This is a genomic window from Duganella fentianensis, from assembly GCF_009857835.1.
Taxonomy (GTDB): domain Bacteria; phylum Pseudomonadota; class Gammaproteobacteria; order Burkholderiales; family Burkholderiaceae_D; genus Rugamonas; species Rugamonas fentianensis.
In genome coordinates this window covers 15273-34137 of sequence record NZ_WWCL01000009.1, presented here as the reverse complement: position 1 = coordinate 34137, position 18865 = coordinate 15273, and the positions used below count along the sequence as shown (strand labels likewise).

The window sequence follows — 18865 nt, the reverse complement described above, 5'->3', positions numbered from 1 at the left end:
CTGACAGTTCGCTTCTTTTACGAAGCGTCCTATTTCATTTATTTCTTGTGAACATTTGATATTTTTTAAGTATCACGAAGACTAGCTTCGTGTGCACTTTCATCAAACGTCCACACTTATCGACTGTAAATTTTTAAAGAACTGGGCCAGCGCCGAGCGTCGGTACTGCTTGCTGAGAAGCGTTGTGTTCATCAGCGAAGAGGCAAGAGTATGAAGCGTTTAGATCGTTTCGTCAACCCCTACTTTTTTTCTCGCTCAACTCAGCGCTGGGCGCCTTGTTTTGCGAGGGGGCGAACTATAGCAAATCTATCCCCTGCCTGACAAGGGTAGAATACCGGCTTCATCGAATTTGCAAAAACCATAATGTTGACACCTGCCATACATACTACCCACAACGAGACGCTCGCAGCAGAGCTCGATCGCGCTATTAATAACAAGACCAAGCCACTCGGCAGCTTAGGCGCACTGGAAACGCTGGCGAAACAGATAGGCCTGATACAGAACACCCGTCAGATCAGCATCAGCGATCCAGCCATCCTCGTATTCGCGGCCGATCACGGCGTGGTGGCTGAAGGTATTTCCGCTTATCCGCAGGATGTCACGTGGCAGATGGTAGAAAACTTCCTCGCCCAAGGCGCCGCTATTAATGTCTTCGCCGCTCAGAATAAATGTGCTCTCCATGTAGTAGACGCGGGCGTGAACCACGACTTCGGCCCGCGCGATGGTCTCATCGATCGCAAGCTGGCCAAGGGCACACACAACTTCGCCCAGCAGGCAGCCATGAGCAACGCAATCTGCACGGCAGCACTGGAAGCAGGCATGGCGTTGGCGGCTGAGCTGAAAGGTAATGTAGTGGGCTTCGGCGAAATGGGCATCGGCAACACCACCGCTGCCGCAGCGCTGATGCACAAACTGACTGGCATCCCTGTGGCGGAGTGCGTCGGTGCAGGCACGGGGCTTTCGCCAGAGGGCGTACTGCATAAACAGCACGTTATCGAAGCAGCGGTTGCCAGACATTCGCGCGCTGTAACGCCTTTCGATATCCTCGCCACTTTCGGCGGACTGGAGATCGCCATGATGGCAGGCGCCATGCTGAAGGCGGCCGAGCTGCGCAAGGTGCTGCTGATCGATGGCTTCATCGTAACCAGTGCCCTGCTGGTGGCGGCCCGTATGCAGCCGGCCATTCTGGACTACTGCGTGTTTTCCCACTGCTCGAACGAACAGGGCCACCAGAAAATGCTGAACGCACTACAGGCTCGCCCTCTGCTCAACCTCGGCCTGCGGCTGGGCGAAGGTACGGGCTGCGCGCTGGCGCTGCCCCTGCTGCACGCGGCGGCCAACTTCGTCAATCAGATGGCCACCTTCGAGTCCGCACAGGTCAGCGAAAAATCCGAGTAAAGTAGCGCCCATGCACCAGCTCCGCCTGTTCTTTACTGCCCTGCAGTTCTTTACCCGCCTGCCTATACCGGGCTGGGTGGGCTTCGATCCTGCATGGCTGAATCAGGCCTCGCGCTACTTCCCTTTGGTAGGTGTGGTGGTAGGGCTGATCGGCGCAGGCGTATATGCCCTCGCAGCCCTGCTAGTGCCCGCCCCTGTCGCCGCAGCACTCTCCACGGCAGCAACCATCTACGCAACGGGCGCCTTTCACGAAGACGGCTTTGCCGACATGTGCGACGGCTTCGGCGGAGGCATGACCCGCCAGCGCGTGCTGGAGATTATGAAGGACTCGCGCATAGGCGCCTACGGCGCGATCGGTATTGTCTGCATGCTGGGTCTGAAGTGCAGCACACTGGCCATGATCGATCCGGTCATGGCCATCAGCGCGCTGCTGCTGGCCCATCCTCTTTCCCGCCTGATGGCCACATCACTGATCTGGCGTATGCGTTATGCGCGCGAAGAAGGCAAAGCCAAGCCGCTGGCGCAAAGCATGCGTAATGGCGAATTCGCGCTTGCCTGCATCACTGCGTTGCTGCCCGCCTTGCTAATGATCGTTGCCGGCTGGCTAACATGGACAGCACTGGCTTACTCCCTGGTGGCTGCACTACTCGCAACCCTCTGGCTGGGCCGGAAAATCCACCAGCGGCTGGACGGCTACACGGGCGACTGCCTCGGCGCAGTCCAGCAACTGAGCGAAGTCGCCATCTATCTGGCGCTACTGGCTGCCAGCGGCACGGCAGCACTGCATATCTAACTCCATGCGCCTGCTGTTAGTACGCCACCCGCAACCTCTGATCGAACAGGGCGTCTGCTATGGCAGCAGTGATCTCGCCGTCAACGCCGAGCAGCTGGCGCAAACAACCAGCGCACTGGCCGCGTCATTGGCCGTCGCACTACCGCATGGCATGGCGCTCTACACCAGCCCCCTGCAACGCTGTACCCAACTGGCGCACCATCTAGCCGCAGCAATGGATCTCGCGCCAGCAATACCCGATCCACGTCTAGCAGAACTCCACTTCGGCCGCTGGGAACTACAGCGCTGGGACGACATCGCCCGCGACGAGATCGACGCATGGGCTGCCGACATGGTGCACTACCGGCCCGGCGGCGGCGAAAGCGTGCTGCAGATGGCGCAGCGCGTCGCGGCGTTCTACCAGCACTGGCACGCGCAGCAGCAGGACGCCATCGTCATCTGCCACGCCGGCACCATCCGTCTGCTGCAGGCCTGCCAGCGCGGACTAGCACCCGCCGCCATGGCACTGGAAGCTGCACAACAGGCCCACCACATCGCCTACGGTAGCACTTTGCTGCTGCAAACCTGAACAAAGCCCGTATAATGACGGGGTTTTGGTGCTCGCGCGTCTGTCCAGATGCGCAGTTAAACGGGAAACACGAAGCTCCGCCCAACAGCAAAGAGCCTGCGTGTGCTGCCCCCGCAACGGTCAACAAGTGTCGCACGCCATGTGCGACAAACCGCCTCGGATAACCACTGTGCTAGTCATGGGAAGGTGAGTCGGCTTACTTGTCAGCCCGGATACCGGCCAGAACAGGTGGAAGTGAGCGAACGGGATGTGCGCGAGCGGATCGAGCAGCAACGCTGCTCCGGCTAGCCTCACCCTGCGTTTCTCGCTTCTGTTCCCTCTGGCCTACGGGGATGTCGGCCGGTTGCTACTAACAGAAAAATAGCATGAACTCACATCGCATTACCCGCCCGGCGGCATGGACGTCGCTGGCATTGGCTATGGCCACCCCTACTCTGCACGCAGAACCTGCACCCACCGTGGTCGTCACAGCAGCCCGCACCCCGCAGGCGCTGAACGAAGCCATTAGCGACACCATCAGCATCAGCGCCGAGCAGATCGCCGCATCGGGCGCTGGCTCCATCATCGACCTGCTGCAGCGCCAGCGCGGCATCGAAATCGCCCGCACCGGCGGCTCCGGCACCAATGCCACGGTATTCCTGCGCGGCGCCAACAGCAACCAGAACGTGGTGCTGGTCGATGGTGTGCGCATCGGTTCCTCCACCACCGGCGCCGCCAACTGGAGCGCGATTCCTCTCAGCGCCATCGATCACATCGAAATCGTCTATGGCCCGCTCAGCTCCCTGTATGGCGCCGACGCCATCGGCGGCGTGATCCAGATCTTTACCCGCAAGGGACAGGGCGCTGCCACGCTGACGGCATCTGCCGGCTACGGCACGGACAACACCCGCGCCGCCGAAGCAGCAGTGGCAGGCAGCCTGCAGGGCTTCAGCTACGCCATCAGCGCCGGCAAAGAGAAGTCGGACGGCTTTTCCGCCACCCGCCCCGCCAGCAGCTCCTACAATCCGGACAAAGATGGCTACGACCGCCAGAACGCCGCTGCGCGCCTGAGCTACGAATGGGCCGAAGGACAGGAAATCGGCACCCAGCTGATGCACGGTTCGCTCAGCTCGCAGTACGACAGTGGCGCAGCAACGTTCGATGTGCGCTCCATCGCGGCGCTCAATAGCGTCGCCTTCTATAGCCACAATCAGCTGCTGCCTAACTGGCTCAGCGCAGTGCAGGTCGCCCAGACGCGCGACGACGGCTCGACCTATTCCAGCGCCACCGCATCCGGCTACTCGCAGATCAACACCAAGCAAACCAGCTGGAGCTGGCAGAACGACATCACGCTGGGCCGCGACGTACTGCAACTGCTGCTGGAACGCCGCAAGGAAGAAGTCGAAACCAACGGCTACCAGCTCACCAGCCCGCAACGCATCACCAACTCGGTCGCCGCTTCGTATAACGCGCGCCGTGGCGAACAGCTCTTCAACGCCAGCATCCGCCGCGACCGTTCTATCTATGGCGCGAAAAATACCGGCGCGCTCGGCTACGGCTATTTCTTCAGCCCTGCCCTGCGTGCCAGCGCCAGCTACGGCACCAGCTTCCGTGCTCCGACCTATAACGAGCTGTATTACCCCGGCTACGGCAATGCGGCGAACAAGCCGGAGCTGGGCAAGAACGGCGAGATCGGCCTGCACTACGACCAGAACGACCGCTCGCTCAGCGCCACCTACTACCGCAACCGCCTGACGGACCTGATGGTCAATACCACGCCCTGCCCGTATGTCGGTTCCGCCTACAAATATGGCTGCGCCTACAACATCAACCATGCTTTGCTGGCAGGGCTGACGCTGGCGGCCAGCCAGCAGCTGGGGGCTTACACCTTCTCCGCCAGCGCCGACTGGCAGGATCCGAAAGACGAAACCAGCGGCAAGCAGCTGGCACGCCGCAGCAAACAGCACGGCAATCTGGCAGCCGACTATAACGGCGCTGGCTGGAAGGCAGGCGTGGAAGTTCAGCTGTCGGGCGAGCGCTTCGACGATGCAGCCAACAAAGCCCGCCTGCCCGGCTATGGCCTGGTCAATCTGTACGCCAGCTATCAGCTGAACCGCGACTGGTCGGCACTGGTGCGCTGGAATAACGTCGGCGACAAACAGTACGATCTGGCGCGTAACTACACCACGCCTATGGGCAAGGTGTTTGCCGCGCTGCGTTACGGCTACCAGTAAGCCGCAATGGTGTAATCTGCCGGCAGCCCATGCGAGCAACCGGCGGATTACCCGTCTAACCGAAAGTAGTTCATGCATCCGAATCCACACCATCTACGCCAGCGCGCCAGCGTCATACTGACGGCATTGCTGCTGTTCGCCCTGGTCAGCCTGATATTCTCCGGCATGACGGGTTCGGTGCAGATACCGCTGGCCGACATTCCGGCAGCATTAAGCCAACTGGCTCACGGCCAGGCACAGACGCTGGCCGCTACCCTGCTCGATCTGCGCCTGAGCCGCGCCCTGGTCGCTTTCGTCACCGGCGCAGCGCTGTCGCTGGCTGGCGTCATGATGCAGGCGCTGCTGCGCAACCCGCTGGCCGACCCCTATGTACTGGGCATTTCGGCAGGTGCTTCGGTCGGCGCACTGGCAGCCCTGCTGTTTGCCTGCGCCATCTGGGTGGTCGACAGTGCCGCCTTTACCGGCGCCGTAACCGTCTCCATGATGCTGTATCTGCTGGCCCGGCGCGATCTGCGCGGCGGCACGGCAGCCGAAGGCGGCACCGCGCTGCTGCTCCTGACAGGCGTCATCCTGTCTTCCGCCTGTATGGCGCTGGTCACGCTGATGCTGTCCATCGCGCCGGAAAGCCGTCTGCGCAGCATGGTGTTCTGGATGATAGGTGATCTGGCCGGCGCCCCCGTGCGCGTCCTGCCATGGGTGGTGCTGGCCGGCGCGCTGGTATTTGCCCTGCGCAGCGCCCGTTCCATCAACGTGATGGCGCTGCACGCCGAAGCGGCAACAACGCTGGGCATACGCGTGGGCAGCTTGCGCAAGGGCCTGTTCTTTGTCTCCGGCCTGCTCACTGCCAGCGCCGTCACCAGCGCCGGCAGCATAGGCTTCGTCGGCCTGATCGTGCCGCACGCCTGCCGCTTCGCCATCGGCCCCGATCACCGCCTGCTGATTCCTGCCGCCACGCTGGCGGGCGGCACCTTTTTGCTACTGGCCGATACGCTGGCACGCACCATCATCGCGCCCCAGCAACTGCCGGTCGGCGTGGTCACCGCGCTGATAGGCGCACCCGTATTCCTGTACCAGCTGCACCGACTGCGGAAATAATATGCTCAGCACTCATCAACTCTCTCTGAAGACCGGCCAGCGCCAGCTGGTGACGGCGCTGGACTGGCAGGTAGGCGACGGCCAGTGCTGGAGCATCATCGGCCGCAACGGTGCCGGCAAAAGCACCTTGCTGAGAACCCTGGCCGGATTGCGCGCGCCCGATAGCGGCCATGTCGCCATCGCCGGCCGCACGCTGGCCGAATGGCCACTGGCTGAACTGGCACGCCAGCGCGCCTTTCTGGCACAGAGCCGCAGCGACGCCTTCGCCTACAGCGTGCTGGAAACCGTGCTGTCGGCACGCCACCCCTACCACGATAACCATTACTGGGAAGGCAGCGACGACCATGCCATCGCCATGCAGTCGCTAGCCGCCATGGAAGTCGACGATCTGGCGCGCCGCGATGTGCGCACTCTGTCCGGCGGCGAGCGCCAGCGCGTGGCCATCGCCGCCATGCTGGCGCAGGACACCCCGCTGCTGCTTCTCGACGAACCGGCCAATGCGCTCGATCTGGCCCATCAGGTCAGCGTCATGAGCCTGCTGGCGCGCCTATGCCGCGAACAGGGCAAGACCGCCATCATGGTCGGCCACGATCTGACGCTGGCCCACAGCGTTTCCACCCACGCGCTGCTGCTGATGGGCGACGGTAGCTGGCTGGCCGGCACCATCGCCGAAGTCATGCGCGCCGATATCCTCAGCAGCTATCTGGGCCACCCCATCGACGTACTACAACACGGCAACCGCAGCATCTTCATCCCTTCCGAGGCACCAGCATGACCGAACCGAATACCGACGACATCAACGCGCTAAACGAGCGCCACCGCCTGCGCATGGAGCGCAAAAAGGCCATCATCGACGCCAAGATCGCGGCGGCCGACAAGCAGATAGGCATCATCATCGTCAACACCGGCAACGGCAAGGGCAAAAGCTCCAGCGCTTTCGGCATGGTGATCCGTGCCATGGGCCATGGCATGAAGGTCGGCGTGGTGCAGTTCATCAAAGGCGCCATGCAGACGGGTGAAGAGCTGTTTCTACGCCGCTTCCCTGAAGAAGTCAGCTTCCATTCCATGGGCGAAGGCTATACCTGGGAAACCCAGAACCGCGAACGCGATATTGAAAAAGCCGAGCAGGCATGGGATCAGGCAAAACGTTTTCTGGCCGATCCGGAAATCGGCCTGGTGGTATTCGATGAACTCAACATCGCGCTGAAGTACCGCTACCTCGATGCGGACACCGTCATCAGCGATCTGCTGGCCCGTCCGCCCATGCAGCACGTGGTAATTACCGGCCGTGGCGCACCGCCGGAACTGATAGCCATTGCCGACACGGTGACGGAAATGGACGTGGTCAAGCATGCCTTCAAGGCCGGCATCGGTGCGCAGGCAGGCACCGAATGGTGACGCAGGACTACGTGGAGGCCCGTGCCGTACTGGTTTCCGCCATCGCCTCCGGTCAGGGCAAAACCAGCATCACGGCGGCACTGGCGCGCAAGCTGGTCCAACAGGGCAAGCGCGTGCGGGTATTCAAATGCGGCCCGGACTTCATCGACCCCATGATACTGGAGCGCGCCAGCGGCGCTACCGTGCGATCGCTGGACCTGTGGATGGTAGGCGAAGAACTGTGCCGCCGCCAGCTGGCACAGGCGGCGGCCGAAGCCGACGTGCTGCTGCTCGAAGGCGTAATGGGCCTGTACGATGGCACACCTTCCTCGGCCGATCTATCACGCGCATTCGGCGTACCCGTCATGGCAGTGATCGATGCTGCAGCAATGGCGCAGACTGCCGGTGCAGTGGTGCACGGCCTGCGCGACTACGGTCCGGTACAACTGGCAGGCGTGATTGCCAACCGCGTTGCCAGTGTAGGCCATGCGCGCATGGTGGCGGCCTCGCTGCGCGACATTCCCCTGTTCGCCACCTTGCCGAAACAGGCCCGCTCGCTACCGGAACGCCATCTGGGTCTGATGCTACCGGACGACGTCAGCGACATCGATACCCTGCTCGACCAACTGGCCGAGCAACTGGTATTCGATCAGCAGGCCTGGGACGCCATGCCTCCAGTGCGTTTTGCCAAGCCCGCACAGGCACAGGCGACCGCGCCTCTGCTGGCGGGACGGACCATTGCCGTCGCGCGCGATCAGGCCTTCATGTTCATCTACCCGCACAATCTGGAAGTGCTGCGCGAACTGGGCGCCACGCTGAAGTTTTTCTCGCCGCTGGCCGACCAGCCCGTTCCTGCCGAAGCCGACGCCGTCTATCTACCCGGCGGCTACCCCGAACTGCACGCTCGGACGCTGGCACAGGCCAGCATCTGGCAAGCCTCCATGCGCGCCGCCCATGCTGCGGGCCGGCCCATCGTGGCGGAATGCGGCGGCATGATGGCGCTGGCCGAAACGCTGACCGATCAGGCAGGCGATAGCTGGCCCATGGCAGCGCTGCTGCCGGGTGCAGTCAGCATGCGCGCGCGTCTGTCCGGTCTGGGCCTGCAGGCCCTGCCGACTGCGCAAGGTGATCTGCGCGGCCACACCTTCCATTACTCGCAGCTGGAAACGGCGCTCGCCCCGGCGGCGCACACCGTCAAACATCCATCTGCCCTGCAGGGCGAAGCATGGTACCGCCACGGCTCGCTGGCAGCCTCGTATTTCCATGCCTATTTCCCATCCAATCCGGCAGCCACCGCTGCCCTCTTTAGCGGGAGCGCAGCATGACACGCACACTGATACTGGGCGGGGCACGCTCGGGCAAAAGCAGCTACGCCGAACGGCTGGCCATCGAGTCCGGCAAGGAAGTGGTATATATCGCCACGGCCAGCGCCAGCGATAGCGAAATGGCCGAACGCATACGCCACCATCGCGCCAGCCGTCCAGTCGAATGGATCACCGTCGAGGAGCCGCTGGCACTGGGCAATCAGCTGCTGCGCTGGTCGGCACCGGAGCGCCTGATACTGGTCGACTGCCTCACCCTGTGGCTGGGTAATCTGCTGTTCAGCAGCGGCGAGGAATATCCCGAAGTCGGCACCATCACCCTGCCGCCCCTGTTCCACGAACAGCAGGACATGCTGGCTAGCGCGCTGACCCGCTGCAGCAGCGATGTGATACTGGTCTCGAACGAAGTAGGCATGGGCATCATGCCCATGGGCGCCATCTCGCGCTGCTTCATGGATGAACAGGGCCGCCTGAATCAGGCCATGGCAGCCTTATGCGACCGTGCCGTGCTGGTGGCCGCCGGCCTGCCGCTGGTACTCAAAGGAGCGCCGTGCTGACAGGGCTGCACTGGAGTGCCATCACGCTGCTGCTGACGGCAGGGGTGCTGCTCGACCTGCTGCTGGGCGAAGTACGCCGCTGGCACCCGCTGGTAGGCTTCGGCAATCTGGCTTATGCACTGGAGCGGCGCCTGAATCAGGGTGCGCTGCGATTCTGCCGTGGCGTGCTGGCGTGGCTGCTGGCCGTCGTCCCCATCACGGCCGCTGCCTGGACTCTGACGTGGTGGCTGGCACCACATTCCTACGCACTCTGGGCTTGCCACGCCGTGCTGCTGTATTTCAGTCTGGGCCTGCGCAGCCTGGGCGAGCACAATCTGCCCATCGCCGCCGCACTGGCGCAGCAGGATCTGGCACAGGCCCGCCTGCTGACAGCGCGCATCGTCAGCCGCGACACCAGCAACGCCAGCGAACAGGACCTCACCCGCGCCAGCATCGAATCGCTGCTGGAAAACGGCAACGACGCCGTATTCGGCACGCTGTTCTGGTTCATGCTGGCCGGCGGCCCCGGTGCCGTCATGTACCGCATGGCCAACACCCTTGACGCCATGTGGGGCTATCGCACCGAACGCCTGCGCCAGTTCGGCTGCTGCGCAGCGCGCATGGACGATGCCCTCAACTATCTGCCCGCACGCCTGACTGCTCTAAGCTACACCGTGCTGGCGCCCACCCTATCGGCCAGGCGCCGTGCGTGGCGCTGCTGGCGGCAGCAGGCGCCGGCATGGGATAGTCCGAATGCCGGCCCCGTCATGGCCAGCGGCGCCGGTGCCCTCGGCATCAAACTCGGTGGCGCGGCCATCTACCACGGCGTACTGGAACAGCGCCCCCGGCTGGGCGATGGCGCCAGCGCCAGCGGTCCGGACATCTTCCGCGCATGGCGCCTGGTCAGCCACACCACCCTGCTCTGGCTGGCCATGGCAGTACTGATCAACGCCGCACAGATCTGGAGCCAGCATGCTTGAACATGGCGGCAACCTGCGCACCGCTGCGCAACGCTTCGGCCAGCACGACTGGCTGGACCTTTCTACCGGCATCAATCCCCGCTGGTATCCGGCACCGGCCATCGCCGCGAACGCGTGGCATCGCCTGCCCGAGCCCTCAGCGGAACTGGCGCAAGCGGCCGCCAAATTTTACGGCGCGCCCCTGATGCTGCCTGTAGCCGGCACGCAGGCTGCCATACAGGCTTTGCCACGCTTGCGCGCACCATCGCGTGTTACCGTCTCGGCGCCATCGTATGCCGAACACGCCCACCATTGGCAGCAGCACGGCCACACGCTGACGCAGATTGCCTATGCCGATCTGGAACAGGCCGTGGCGCACAGCGATGTCATGGTGATCTGTAATCCCAATAATCCCACCGGGGCCGTGGTGCCGGCAGCAACCCTGCTGCGCTGGGCCGGGCAACTGGCTGCCCGTGGCGGCTGGCTGGTGGTCGACGAAGCCTTCGGCGATACCGCGCCCGAACACAGCGTGGCAGCACATAGCCAGCAGCCCGGTCTGATCGTACTGCGCTCCATCGGCAAGTTCTTCGGTCTGGCCGGCATCCGTCTGGGCTTTGTCGCTGCGGCGCCCAAACTGCTGGAGGCGCTGGCCTCGCTGCTGGGGCCATGGACCGTCAGCGGACCAGCCCAGCAGATAGCACTGGACGCTCTGCGCGACAGCGCATGGCAGCAGCGTACACGTGACGATCTGCACCACAGCGGCGCACGCCTGCAGCAACTGCTGGCCCGCCACGGCATCGCCAGCAATGGCACAGCGCTATTCCAGTGGTGGCCTGAAGCGCAGCCGCAAGCCTTCTGGCGGCACATGGCAGAGCGGGGTATCTGGGTGCGTCTGTTCACTCACGCCGCACGCGGCATCCGGCTAGGACTGCCGCCCGACGAAACCGGCTGGCAGCGGCTGGAAACAGCATTAACCCTATGGACCCACAAGGACAGCGTATGAAGTACTTCACTACCGCACTGCTACTGGCACAACTGGCGAGCGCACAAGCCGCCATCAGCGTGCGTGATGACGATGGCAATCTGGTCACGCTGCAAAAGCCGGCACAGCGCATCATCGCCATGGCGCCACATGTGACGGAGCTGCTGTATGCCGCCGGTGGTGGCGACAAGATCGTCGGTGCCGTCACCTATAGCGACTATCCGGAAGCGGCCAAAAAACTGCCGCGCGTCGGTGACAACCGGCTGGTGGACATGGAGCGCGTGATCGCCATGAAACCCGATCTGATCGTGATCTGGATGCACGGCAGTTCCGAACGCCAGATCGACACCCTGCGCCAGCTCGGTGTACCGCTATTTCACAGCGAGCCACAGAAACTGGATGGCATCGCCGACAACGTGCTGCGCCTGGGCCAGCTGATGGGCACCGAAAGCGTAGCCCAACCGGCTGCGGCAGAAATCAGCCGCCAGTTTGCCGCGCTGGCCAAACAGTATGGCAACCGCCCGCCAGTACGGATGTTCTATCAGGTCTGGGACAAGCCGCTCTACACGCTGAGCGGCAGCTCCATCGTCAGCGATGCCATGCGCCTGTGCGGCGGCGTCAACATCTTCGCCGATCTGAAAGTCACCGCTCCCGTGGTCAGCGTCGAAGCCGTGCTGCAGGCCGACCCCGAAGCCATTTTCGGCACCAGCGAAAAGAACTATGGCGGCGTGAATCTGTGGCGCCCCTATCCCACCATGAAGGCGGTACGTAACGACAATCTGTTCACCCTCAATGGCGAACTGCTGAACCGTGCCGGTCCGCGTATGGTGGCCGGTACTGCCGCCCTGTGTGAAAAACTCGAGCTGGCGCGCCAGCACCGGAAGAACTGATATGAGCTTTCCCTTTTCGACACTGATGGTGCAGGGCACCACCTCCGATGCTGGCAAAAGCACCATCGTCGCCGCACTGTGCCGCCTGTTGCGCCGCCAAGGCATACGGGTGGTTCCTTTCAAACCGCAGAATATGGCGCTCAACAGCGCGGTCACGGAGGATGGCGGCGAGATCGGCCGCGCGCAGGCGCTGCAGGCTATCGCAGCAGGGCTGGCGCCACACACGGACATGAACCCCGTCCTGCTCAAGCCTTCCAGCGACATCGGAGCCCAGGTCATCATCCACGGTCAGGTGCGCGCCGAGATGGATGCGCGCGACTACCACCAGTACAAAACCATCGCCATGCAGGCGGTGCTGGAATCGCACCAGCGCCTGTGCCAGCAGTACGATAGCGTGATCGTCGAAGGGGCAGGCAGCCCGGCCGAGATCAATCTGCGCGACCGCGACATCGCCAACATGGGCTTTGCGGAAGCCGTCGATTGCCCCGTGATTCTGGTGGCCGATATCGACCGCGGCGGCGTCTTCGCCCATCTGGTCGGCACCCTGTCCTGCCTCTCGCCCAGCGAACGGCATCGCATCATCGGCTTCGTCATCAACCGCTTCCGTGGCGATATCAGCCTGCTCGAACCGGGGCTGGAGTGGCTGGAACAGCAGACCGGCAAGCCAGTGCTGGCCGTACTGCCCTACCTGCACGGCCTGTTCCTCGATGCGGAAGACGCGGTGCAGGCAGTCCAGGCCAACGCCGGCGCCTTCCGCGTGGTCGTGCCGAGTTTGCCCCGCATGAGCAACCACACGGATTTCGACGCCCTGCGCGCCCATCCCGAGGTGGACCTGCGTTTCGTCCGTCAGGGCGAGCCGATTCCGCCGGCCGACCTGATCATCCTCCCCGGCAGCAAGAACACCCGCGCCGATCTGGCTTGGCTGGAGCAGCAGGGCTGGCCCCAGCAGATCGCGCGCCATCTGCGCTATGGCGGCAAAGTGATAGGCATCTGCGGCGGCTTCCAGATGCTGGGCCAGCAGGTACACGATCCGCGTGGCGTAGAAGGGATGCCGGGCAGCTCGGCGGCACTGGGCCTGCTGGAAATGGAAACGGAAATGACCAGCCACAAGCGCCTGCAGCAGGTGCAGGGCATCTGCGCCTTCGATGCGCAGCAGGCCGGCGTGACCGGCTACGAAATCCACATGGGCGAATCGCACGGTGCGGCGCTCAGCCAGCCGGCCTTCTTCATCGACCGACGTGCCGAAGGTGCGCTATCGGCCGACGGGCAGGTGCTGGGCACCTATCTGCACGGCCTGTTCGACACCCCCTCGGCCAGCAGCGCCCTGCTGCGCTGGGCCGGCCTCGCCAGTGACCATGCGGTGGACACGCAAGCGCTGCGAGAGGCCAGCCTTGACCGTCTGGCCGACGCCGCCCAGCCCCTGCTCGACGCCCTGTGCGTGCTACGCCACGATAGTGTCGATGTCAGCACCTGAAGCGGCCCGCAAGGGCTGACTGCCCGCACATTCCTCGATGCGGCGGTTGCCGGGGCCGGGCAAGGTGCGCAGGCTGCGCTCGGTCGCCGCCTCGAACTCGCGCTGCAACACGGTATCGACAAAGCGCCAGTCGCAGCGCACCTGCTCGTGGCTGGCCGTGATGATCATATAGCCACGCTTGCTGGTCTGGGCGTAATACAGCGGCGCGATCAGGTCCACCATCATGGCCGCCACATCGTCCGGATCGCGCTCGTGATACGCCCCCTCCATACCGGGCGAGGTTACCGAAGCCGTGGCAAACTCCACGCCGATCTGGCGCCCCTGTGCATCCTGCAGATCGCTGGCCCAGGCATTGTGCGTATCACCGGCCAGCACCACCAGATTCTTGCGGTGCCGCTGCATCATGGCAAATACCTGCTCGCGGTCGTGCTGGTAGCCATCCCACGAATCCATATAACAGGGCAGCGTGGCTGCAGCCAGCCAGTCCTGCTCATGCCTGCCCAGCGCCGCCGGATCGCGCGCCGCGCGCCGCTTCAGCGCTGCGTAATCGGTACAGCTGCACTGGCCCATGGCGATCGCCTGCGGATATTCCATCCGCGCCATCAGCACCTGCTGGCCCAGAACCTGCCAGCGTGCCTGCGATTGCTGCACCTGCTGCTCCAGCCATGCCATCTGCTCGCTGCCCAGCATCTGGCGGCGCGGCGACGCCACATCATGGCGGAATTTTTCTGCATCGAAGTGGCGCTGGTGATCGTAGTAGGACGACATCATGAGCTGCTGATCGCGCCCCACCACACGGGTATCGAGCATGTGCAGCGACAGCACCGAGCCGAAATCGAAGGAACGGTAAATCTTCTGCAGGCTGGCCGGTTCCGGCGCGCGGATAGGCAGCCACTCGTGGTAGGCCGTCATGGCAGCCTGTCTGCGCAGGGCGAAGGGGCCATGCTTGCGTGCTTCATGGGCTACGGCGCCATCACGCCAGGTGTCATCGGCAAACTCGTGATCGTCCCACACGGTGATGAAGGGCAGCGCGGCATGCAGCGCCTGCAGATCGGGATCGCTACGGTACTGGGCATAGCGGCGTCGGTAGTCTTCCAGCTGCAGCAGCAGTTCGCGCGGTTCGGACACCCGCCCCAGCGCTTGCGCATGGCTGCTGGCATAGCCGGTGCTCTCATATTCGTAGATATAGTCGCCGATATGCAGCGCGACATCGATATCATTCTGGCGTGCCGCATCGGCATACACATTGAAGAAACCGGCCGGATAGTTGGAACAGGAGAAGACCGCCAGCCTGACCTGACGCACGTCGGCGCGCGGCAGCGTCCTGGTACGGCCCACGGCAGAGCGCACGCCTTCGGCAGCGAACTGGTAATAGTAGACATGGCCGGGCAGCAGGCCTGCCGCATCCACCTTGACGGTAAAATCCCGCGCGGCCGAAGTAGTGCTGCTGCCCTGCGCGACCACCGACTGCATCGCCGCATCGGTGGCCACCTGCCAGTAGACTGCCGGCTCGGGACTGTCCGTTTCCGCCGGCGGCGTTACCCGGGTCCAGAGTATCACCCTGTCGTGCAAAGGGTCGCCACTCGCTACACCATGCAGAAACTGCAGGGCCGTCCGCTCCGCGCTATTGACGGCGGGGCTGCTGCAGCCGGCCAGACCGGCACCCAGTACCGCCGTCGATGCCACCTGCCGGAGAAACTCCCGTCGGCCTGAAAGCGATGCGGCTATCGTCATCATGACTCCATCGGCGGTTGCGATGCTCGCCAACTTACGCCCCATTCGTGACGGCAGCATGACCTGCTTTTTACTTTTGTGTGACAATCGCAGGCATGGATACCACCGCCGCCAAACGCTATCTGCCCTGGGTAGTGGCCACTGCCCTGTTCATGGAGCAGCTGGATTCGACCATCGTCAACACGGCGATACCCAGCATGGCGGCCAGCCTGCAGGTCACGCCCCTCAGCCTGAAGGCGGTAGTCACCAGCTATATTCTGAGTCTGGCCGTATCCATTCCTGTCAGCGGCTGGATGGCCGACCGCTATGGCACGCGCCGCGTCTTCATGAGTGCTGTCGCCATTTTCACCCTGGCCTCGGTGCTGTGCGGCCTGTCCGTCAATTCCCCCATGCTGGTGGCGGCCCGCCTGCTGCAGGGTCTGGGCGCTGCCATGATGATGCCGGTGGGCCGGCTGACCATCGTGCGCACCTTCCCCAAATCCGAACTGCTATCGGCCATGAACTTCGTGATTGTGCCGGCGCTGATCGGCCCTCTGCTGGGGCCCACCGTAGGGGGGCTGATCGTGCACTGGCTGACCTGGCGCGACATCTTCTTCGTCAACGTCCCGGTCGGCATTACGGCGATCTTTCTGGCTCACCGCTACATGCCCGACTATCACGGCGAGGCGGCACGCCCGCTCGATCTGATCGGACTGGTGCTGTTCGGTACAGGGGTTGCGTTGCTATCGTGGCTGCTGGAGATTTTCGGCGAACACCAGATCGACATCACCTCGGCCGCCGTGCTGTTCTTGATTGCCCTCAGCCTGCTGCTGGCCTACGGCTGGCATGCGCGCGACAGCGCCTACCCCCTGCTGCAACTGGCGCTGTTCAAAATCCGTACTTTCCGCGTCTCGGTACTGGGCGGCTTTATCACCCGCATCGGCGTCGGCGGCCTGCCCTTCCTGCTACCCTTGCTGTATCAGCTGGGTCTGGGGCTGCCTGCGTGGCAGTCTGGCCTGCTGATGATGCCTTCGGCCGCTGCGGCCATGGGCATGAAGCTGATCTCCGTGCGGGTACTCAATCGCTACGGCTATCGTCAGGTCCTGATCGTCAACACGGTCCTGATCGGGCTGACCATCAGCCTGTACACTGTTGTCCAGCAGGGCACGCCGCTGTATCTGATCGTCGCCATCAGCCTGATGCTGGGCTTTTTCAATTCGCTGCAGTTCTCCAGCATGAACAGCATCGCCTATGCCGACGTCAATGCAGCAGATTCCAGCATGGCCAGCACCATCGCCAGCTCCATGCAGCAGCTTTCCATGAGCTTCGGCCTCGCGACCGGTTCACTGGTCACGGGCTGGTTCCTCGGTGGCCTGCCCCAGTCGGACCGCATGGCCCTGACGGGCGCCATCCATCACGCCTTCCTCACGCTGGCCGTCGTCACCATCCTCTCCTCGCTCACTTTCTGGTCGCTGCGCAAAGAGGATGGCGAAAGCATCAGCAAAGGCAGCGCGCCTTAGCGGCTGCTCTTGCGCCGGCGCACTGCCAGCGCCAGCAGGCCCAGACCGCCCAGCAGCATGGCGTAGGTAGCCGGCTCCGGCACTGCGGCAACGCCAGTGTAGGTACCGTCAAACTGGTAGCGCACGGCCATGCCGTTAATGCTGGTGCCGTGCACCAGTTGCAAAAAGCCGGCATCATGGGTCATGTCGCCCAGCAGACGGAAAGCATAGGCACCGGCCGCAGCCTCGCTGAAGCTCAGGGTCTTGCCTTCGACTACCGCACCCAGTCCATTAAATGTCAGTGACGAGCCACCCAGCAGTACCGTGGAATTCTGGCTGAGCGACAGGCTGGCAAAGGTCTGCCCCTGCGCACCGGCCTGCAGCAGCTGCAGGCTACCACCATCGAGTTGCAGGATACTGGCTGCAGAAAGGCGATTGGCGCCCACCAGTTCCAGCGTGCCGCCGCTCAGTACCGTGCTACCGGTATAACTACTCACACCACTCAGTACCACCACACCGCTCCGCACTTCGACCCGGCTGAAATTGGCGAGCGAACCGGCATAGGCGAAGCTGGCGCCGTCGCTCACGCCGAACAGCAGCGTATTCTGGCCGCTGCTGCCGCCGTTGATGTCGCCGAGGATGCTGCCGCCATACACCGTCAGGCTGTTTCTGCCAGAGCCCATCTCGATCGCCTTGCCGCTGCTGCTGCCATCGATGGTGCCGGCATTCACCAGCACCGTGCTATCCGCGCCAGTCCGGATGGCGGCATAGCTGCCGCCGCCCCGTATCACGCCACCGGCCTCATTGCTGATGCTCACCGTGTAAGCGCTGGCAGCACCCACCGTCACGATCGCCGAATCACTCTGGCCATAAATCAGCCCACCGTGCTGGTTGGTGATGGTGACGTTGCCATACAGGCCTTCGCGCATGCCGGGTTTGCCGGCGATGTCGTTGCCGGCCAGCGTGATACCACGTCCGACCGCATTAGTGTTGCCCGGCGTGACCAGACCCTCGATGTGGCCCGAGTTGACGATGCTGCCACCGCCTATGCTCAAGCCTTCGCTATATGCCAGCCCCTCCGCCACCGGGCTAAAGGCGTTCACCGAGCGGATCAGGCCCGTGTTGGTGACGTTGGCTATGCCATCGATATCCAGCCCGTCGCCATCGCCCGTGACGCCATTGCCGAAGATGGAACCGTGATTGACGATGGTGATGACCTGCTTGTTGTTAAAGCCATCCAGATTCACGCCCGAACCATTGCTGCCGCGGATAATGCCGCCCGCCGCATTGGTGATGCTCATGGTGTAGGCTTGCGTGCCATCTTTCTGGCCACCGGTAATGCCATGGCGGCCGCCGTCGATCAGGCCACCCGCGCCATTGAGGATCAGCGCGCCGCTATTGTTCTGCGCATCGATTCCGTCGCTACCGCTGCCGGTGCTGGTGGTCGAGATGATGGAGCCGTAGTTGTTCAAGGCACCCGCCACGCCCGTGCGTACCGCATCCGCTTCCTTGGCCTGCAGCAGGCCGTAGTTGTTCACCACGTTGGCGCCCGTAGTAATCGCGGCAAAGTCCACCACCTGCGAGCCGCCAGCGCTGGCGTTCTCCGAAATCATGCTGCCGTAATTACTCAGCGTGACGCTGGCATTGGCCTTGTTCATCTGGATAACATCGCCGTCGGCAGCCAGCATCTTTGCCGCGCGGTTGCTGCTGCTACCGTTGAGTATCACCAGCCCTGTAACGCCGGTATTGTCGCGCATCACCCGGCCGTTGCCGGTCTGGCTGATCACGCCCTGATTATCCAGCGTCGCGTTCTTGCCGACGATGCTTACTGCCACGGCACTGCCGCCCACGGTCAGCGTGCCGGTGCTGGTGATGCTACCAAGCTGGTTCTTGTCCAGCGTCTGCGCATCGGTGTTGGCGTTGCTCAGCGTGCCGGGGAACACCAGCACGGGCACTGCGTTAGCAGTAGCACTCAGCGGCAAGGCCGCCGCCAGCAGCAGGAATTGAATGGCCGAATGAGGTTTAGAAAATGTAAACGACATGGAA

Annotated in this window: 16 protein-coding genes and 1 riboswitch; of the genes, 14 read left to right on the top strand and 2 right to left on the bottom strand. The window is 63.3% G+C overall.

The annotated features are described in order from the left end of the window. The first annotated feature begins 363 nt into the window (after window positions 1-363). From cobT to GTP23_RS21930, 13 genes are all read left to right on the top strand, one after another. Window positions 364-1398 (top strand): nicotinate-nucleotide--dimethylbenzimidazole phosphoribosyltransferase, encoded by a 1035-nt coding sequence (gene cobT, locus GTP23_RS21990; protein ID WP_161037096.1) that lies wholly within the window; start codon window positions 364-366, stop codon window positions 1396-1398. A gap of 10 nt (window positions 1399-1408) precedes the next feature. Then, window positions 1409-2191, top strand: a complete 783-nt coding sequence (locus tag GTP23_RS21985) for an adenosylcobinamide-GDP ribazoletransferase (RefSeq protein WP_161037095.1) — start codon at window positions 1409-1411, stop codon at window positions 2189-2191. A 4-nt stretch (window positions 2192-2195) separates the two neighbouring features. Then, the gene (locus GTP23_RS21980; RefSeq protein ID WP_161037094.1) at window positions 2196-2759 is read left to right on the top strand and encodes a histidine phosphatase family protein; all 564 of its coding nucleotides are present in this window, start codon (window positions 2196-2198) and stop codon (window positions 2757-2759) included. Window positions 2760-2768: 9 nt separating this feature from the next. Then, window positions 2769-2997: riboswitch (cobalamin riboswitch) on the top strand. 127 nt (window positions 2998-3124) lie between these two features. Further along, a complete protein-coding gene (locus GTP23_RS21975) occupies window positions 3125-4972 on the top strand; it encodes a TonB-dependent receptor domain-containing protein (protein WP_161037093.1) in 1848 nt (615 codons plus the stop codon). A 72-nt stretch (window positions 4973-5044) separates the two neighbouring features. After that, window positions 5045-6067, top strand: a complete 1023-nt coding sequence (locus GTP23_RS21970) for a FecCD family ABC transporter permease (RefSeq protein ID WP_161037092.1) — start codon at window positions 5045-5047, stop codon at window positions 6065-6067. 1 nt (window position 6068) lies between these two features. Further along, a complete protein-coding gene (locus tag GTP23_RS21965; protein ID WP_161037091.1) occupies window positions 6069-6842 on the top strand; it encodes an ABC transporter ATP-binding protein in 774 nt (257 codons plus the stop codon). Continuing rightward, window positions 6839-7465 (top strand): cob(I)yrinic acid a,c-diamide adenosyltransferase, encoded by a 627-nt coding sequence (gene cobO, locus GTP23_RS21960; protein ID WP_161037090.1) that lies wholly within the window; start codon window positions 6839-6841, stop codon window positions 7463-7465. The genes GTP23_RS21965 and cobO overlap by 4 nt, the downstream gene beginning before the upstream one ends. Continuing rightward, a complete protein-coding gene (locus GTP23_RS21955) occupies window positions 7459-8769 on the top strand; it encodes a cobyrinic acid a,c-diamide synthase CobB (protein ID WP_161037089.1) in 1311 nt (436 codons plus the stop codon). The genes cobO and GTP23_RS21955 overlap by 7 nt, the downstream gene beginning before the upstream one ends. Then, on the top strand, window positions 8766-9323 hold the full coding sequence (gene cobU / locus GTP23_RS21950; RefSeq protein ID WP_155436822.1) for a bifunctional adenosylcobinamide kinase/adenosylcobinamide-phosphate guanylyltransferase: 558 nt from the start codon (window positions 8766-8768) through the stop codon (window positions 9321-9323). The genes GTP23_RS21955 and cobU overlap by 4 nt, the downstream gene beginning before the upstream one ends. Continuing rightward, the gene (gene cbiB, locus GTP23_RS21945; protein WP_161037088.1) at window positions 9317-10282 is read left to right on the top strand and encodes an adenosylcobinamide-phosphate synthase CbiB; all 966 of its coding nucleotides are present in this window, start codon (window positions 9317-9319) and stop codon (window positions 10280-10282) included. The genes cobU and cbiB overlap by 7 nt, the downstream gene beginning before the upstream one ends. Next, window positions 10275-11264 (top strand): threonine-phosphate decarboxylase CobD, encoded by a 990-nt coding sequence (gene cobD, locus GTP23_RS21940; protein ID WP_161037087.1) that lies wholly within the window; start codon window positions 10275-10277, stop codon window positions 11262-11264. The genes cbiB and cobD overlap by 8 nt, the downstream gene beginning before the upstream one ends. Continuing rightward, complete coding sequence (locus GTP23_RS21935; RefSeq protein WP_161037086.1) at window positions 11261-12133, top strand: cobalamin-binding protein; 873 nt, start codon at window positions 11261-11263, stop codon at window positions 12131-12133. The genes cobD and GTP23_RS21935 overlap by 4 nt, the downstream gene beginning before the upstream one ends. A gap of 1 nt (window position 12134) precedes the next feature. Further along, on the top strand, window positions 12135-13607 hold the full coding sequence (locus GTP23_RS21930; RefSeq protein ID WP_161037085.1) for a cobyric acid synthase: 1473 nt from the start codon (window positions 12135-12137) through the stop codon (window positions 13605-13607). Here the strand turns inward: GTP23_RS21930 and GTP23_RS21925 are convergent. Beyond that, complete coding sequence (locus GTP23_RS21925) at window positions 13575-15341, bottom strand: alkaline phosphatase D family protein (RefSeq protein ID WP_161037084.1); 1767 nt, start codon at window positions 15339-15341, stop codon at window positions 13575-13577. The two genes, GTP23_RS21930 and GTP23_RS21925, sit on opposite strands and share 33 nt — an antisense overlap. Before the next feature lie 95 nt (window positions 15342-15436). Here GTP23_RS21925 and GTP23_RS21920 point away from each other — a divergent pair, with 95 nt between their 5' ends. After that, a complete protein-coding gene (locus tag GTP23_RS21920; RefSeq protein WP_161037083.1) occupies window positions 15437-16840 on the top strand; it encodes a DHA2 family efflux MFS transporter permease subunit in 1404 nt (467 codons plus the stop codon). Here the strand turns inward: GTP23_RS21920 and GTP23_RS21915 are convergent. Next, window positions 16837-18861: a beta strand repeat-containing protein gene (locus GTP23_RS21915; RefSeq protein ID WP_161037082.1), complete on the bottom strand. Its 2025-nt coding sequence runs from the start codon at window positions 18859-18861 to the stop codon at window positions 16837-16839. The two genes, GTP23_RS21920 and GTP23_RS21915, sit on opposite strands and share 4 nt — an antisense overlap. Window positions 18862-18865 lie beyond the last annotated feature (4 nt).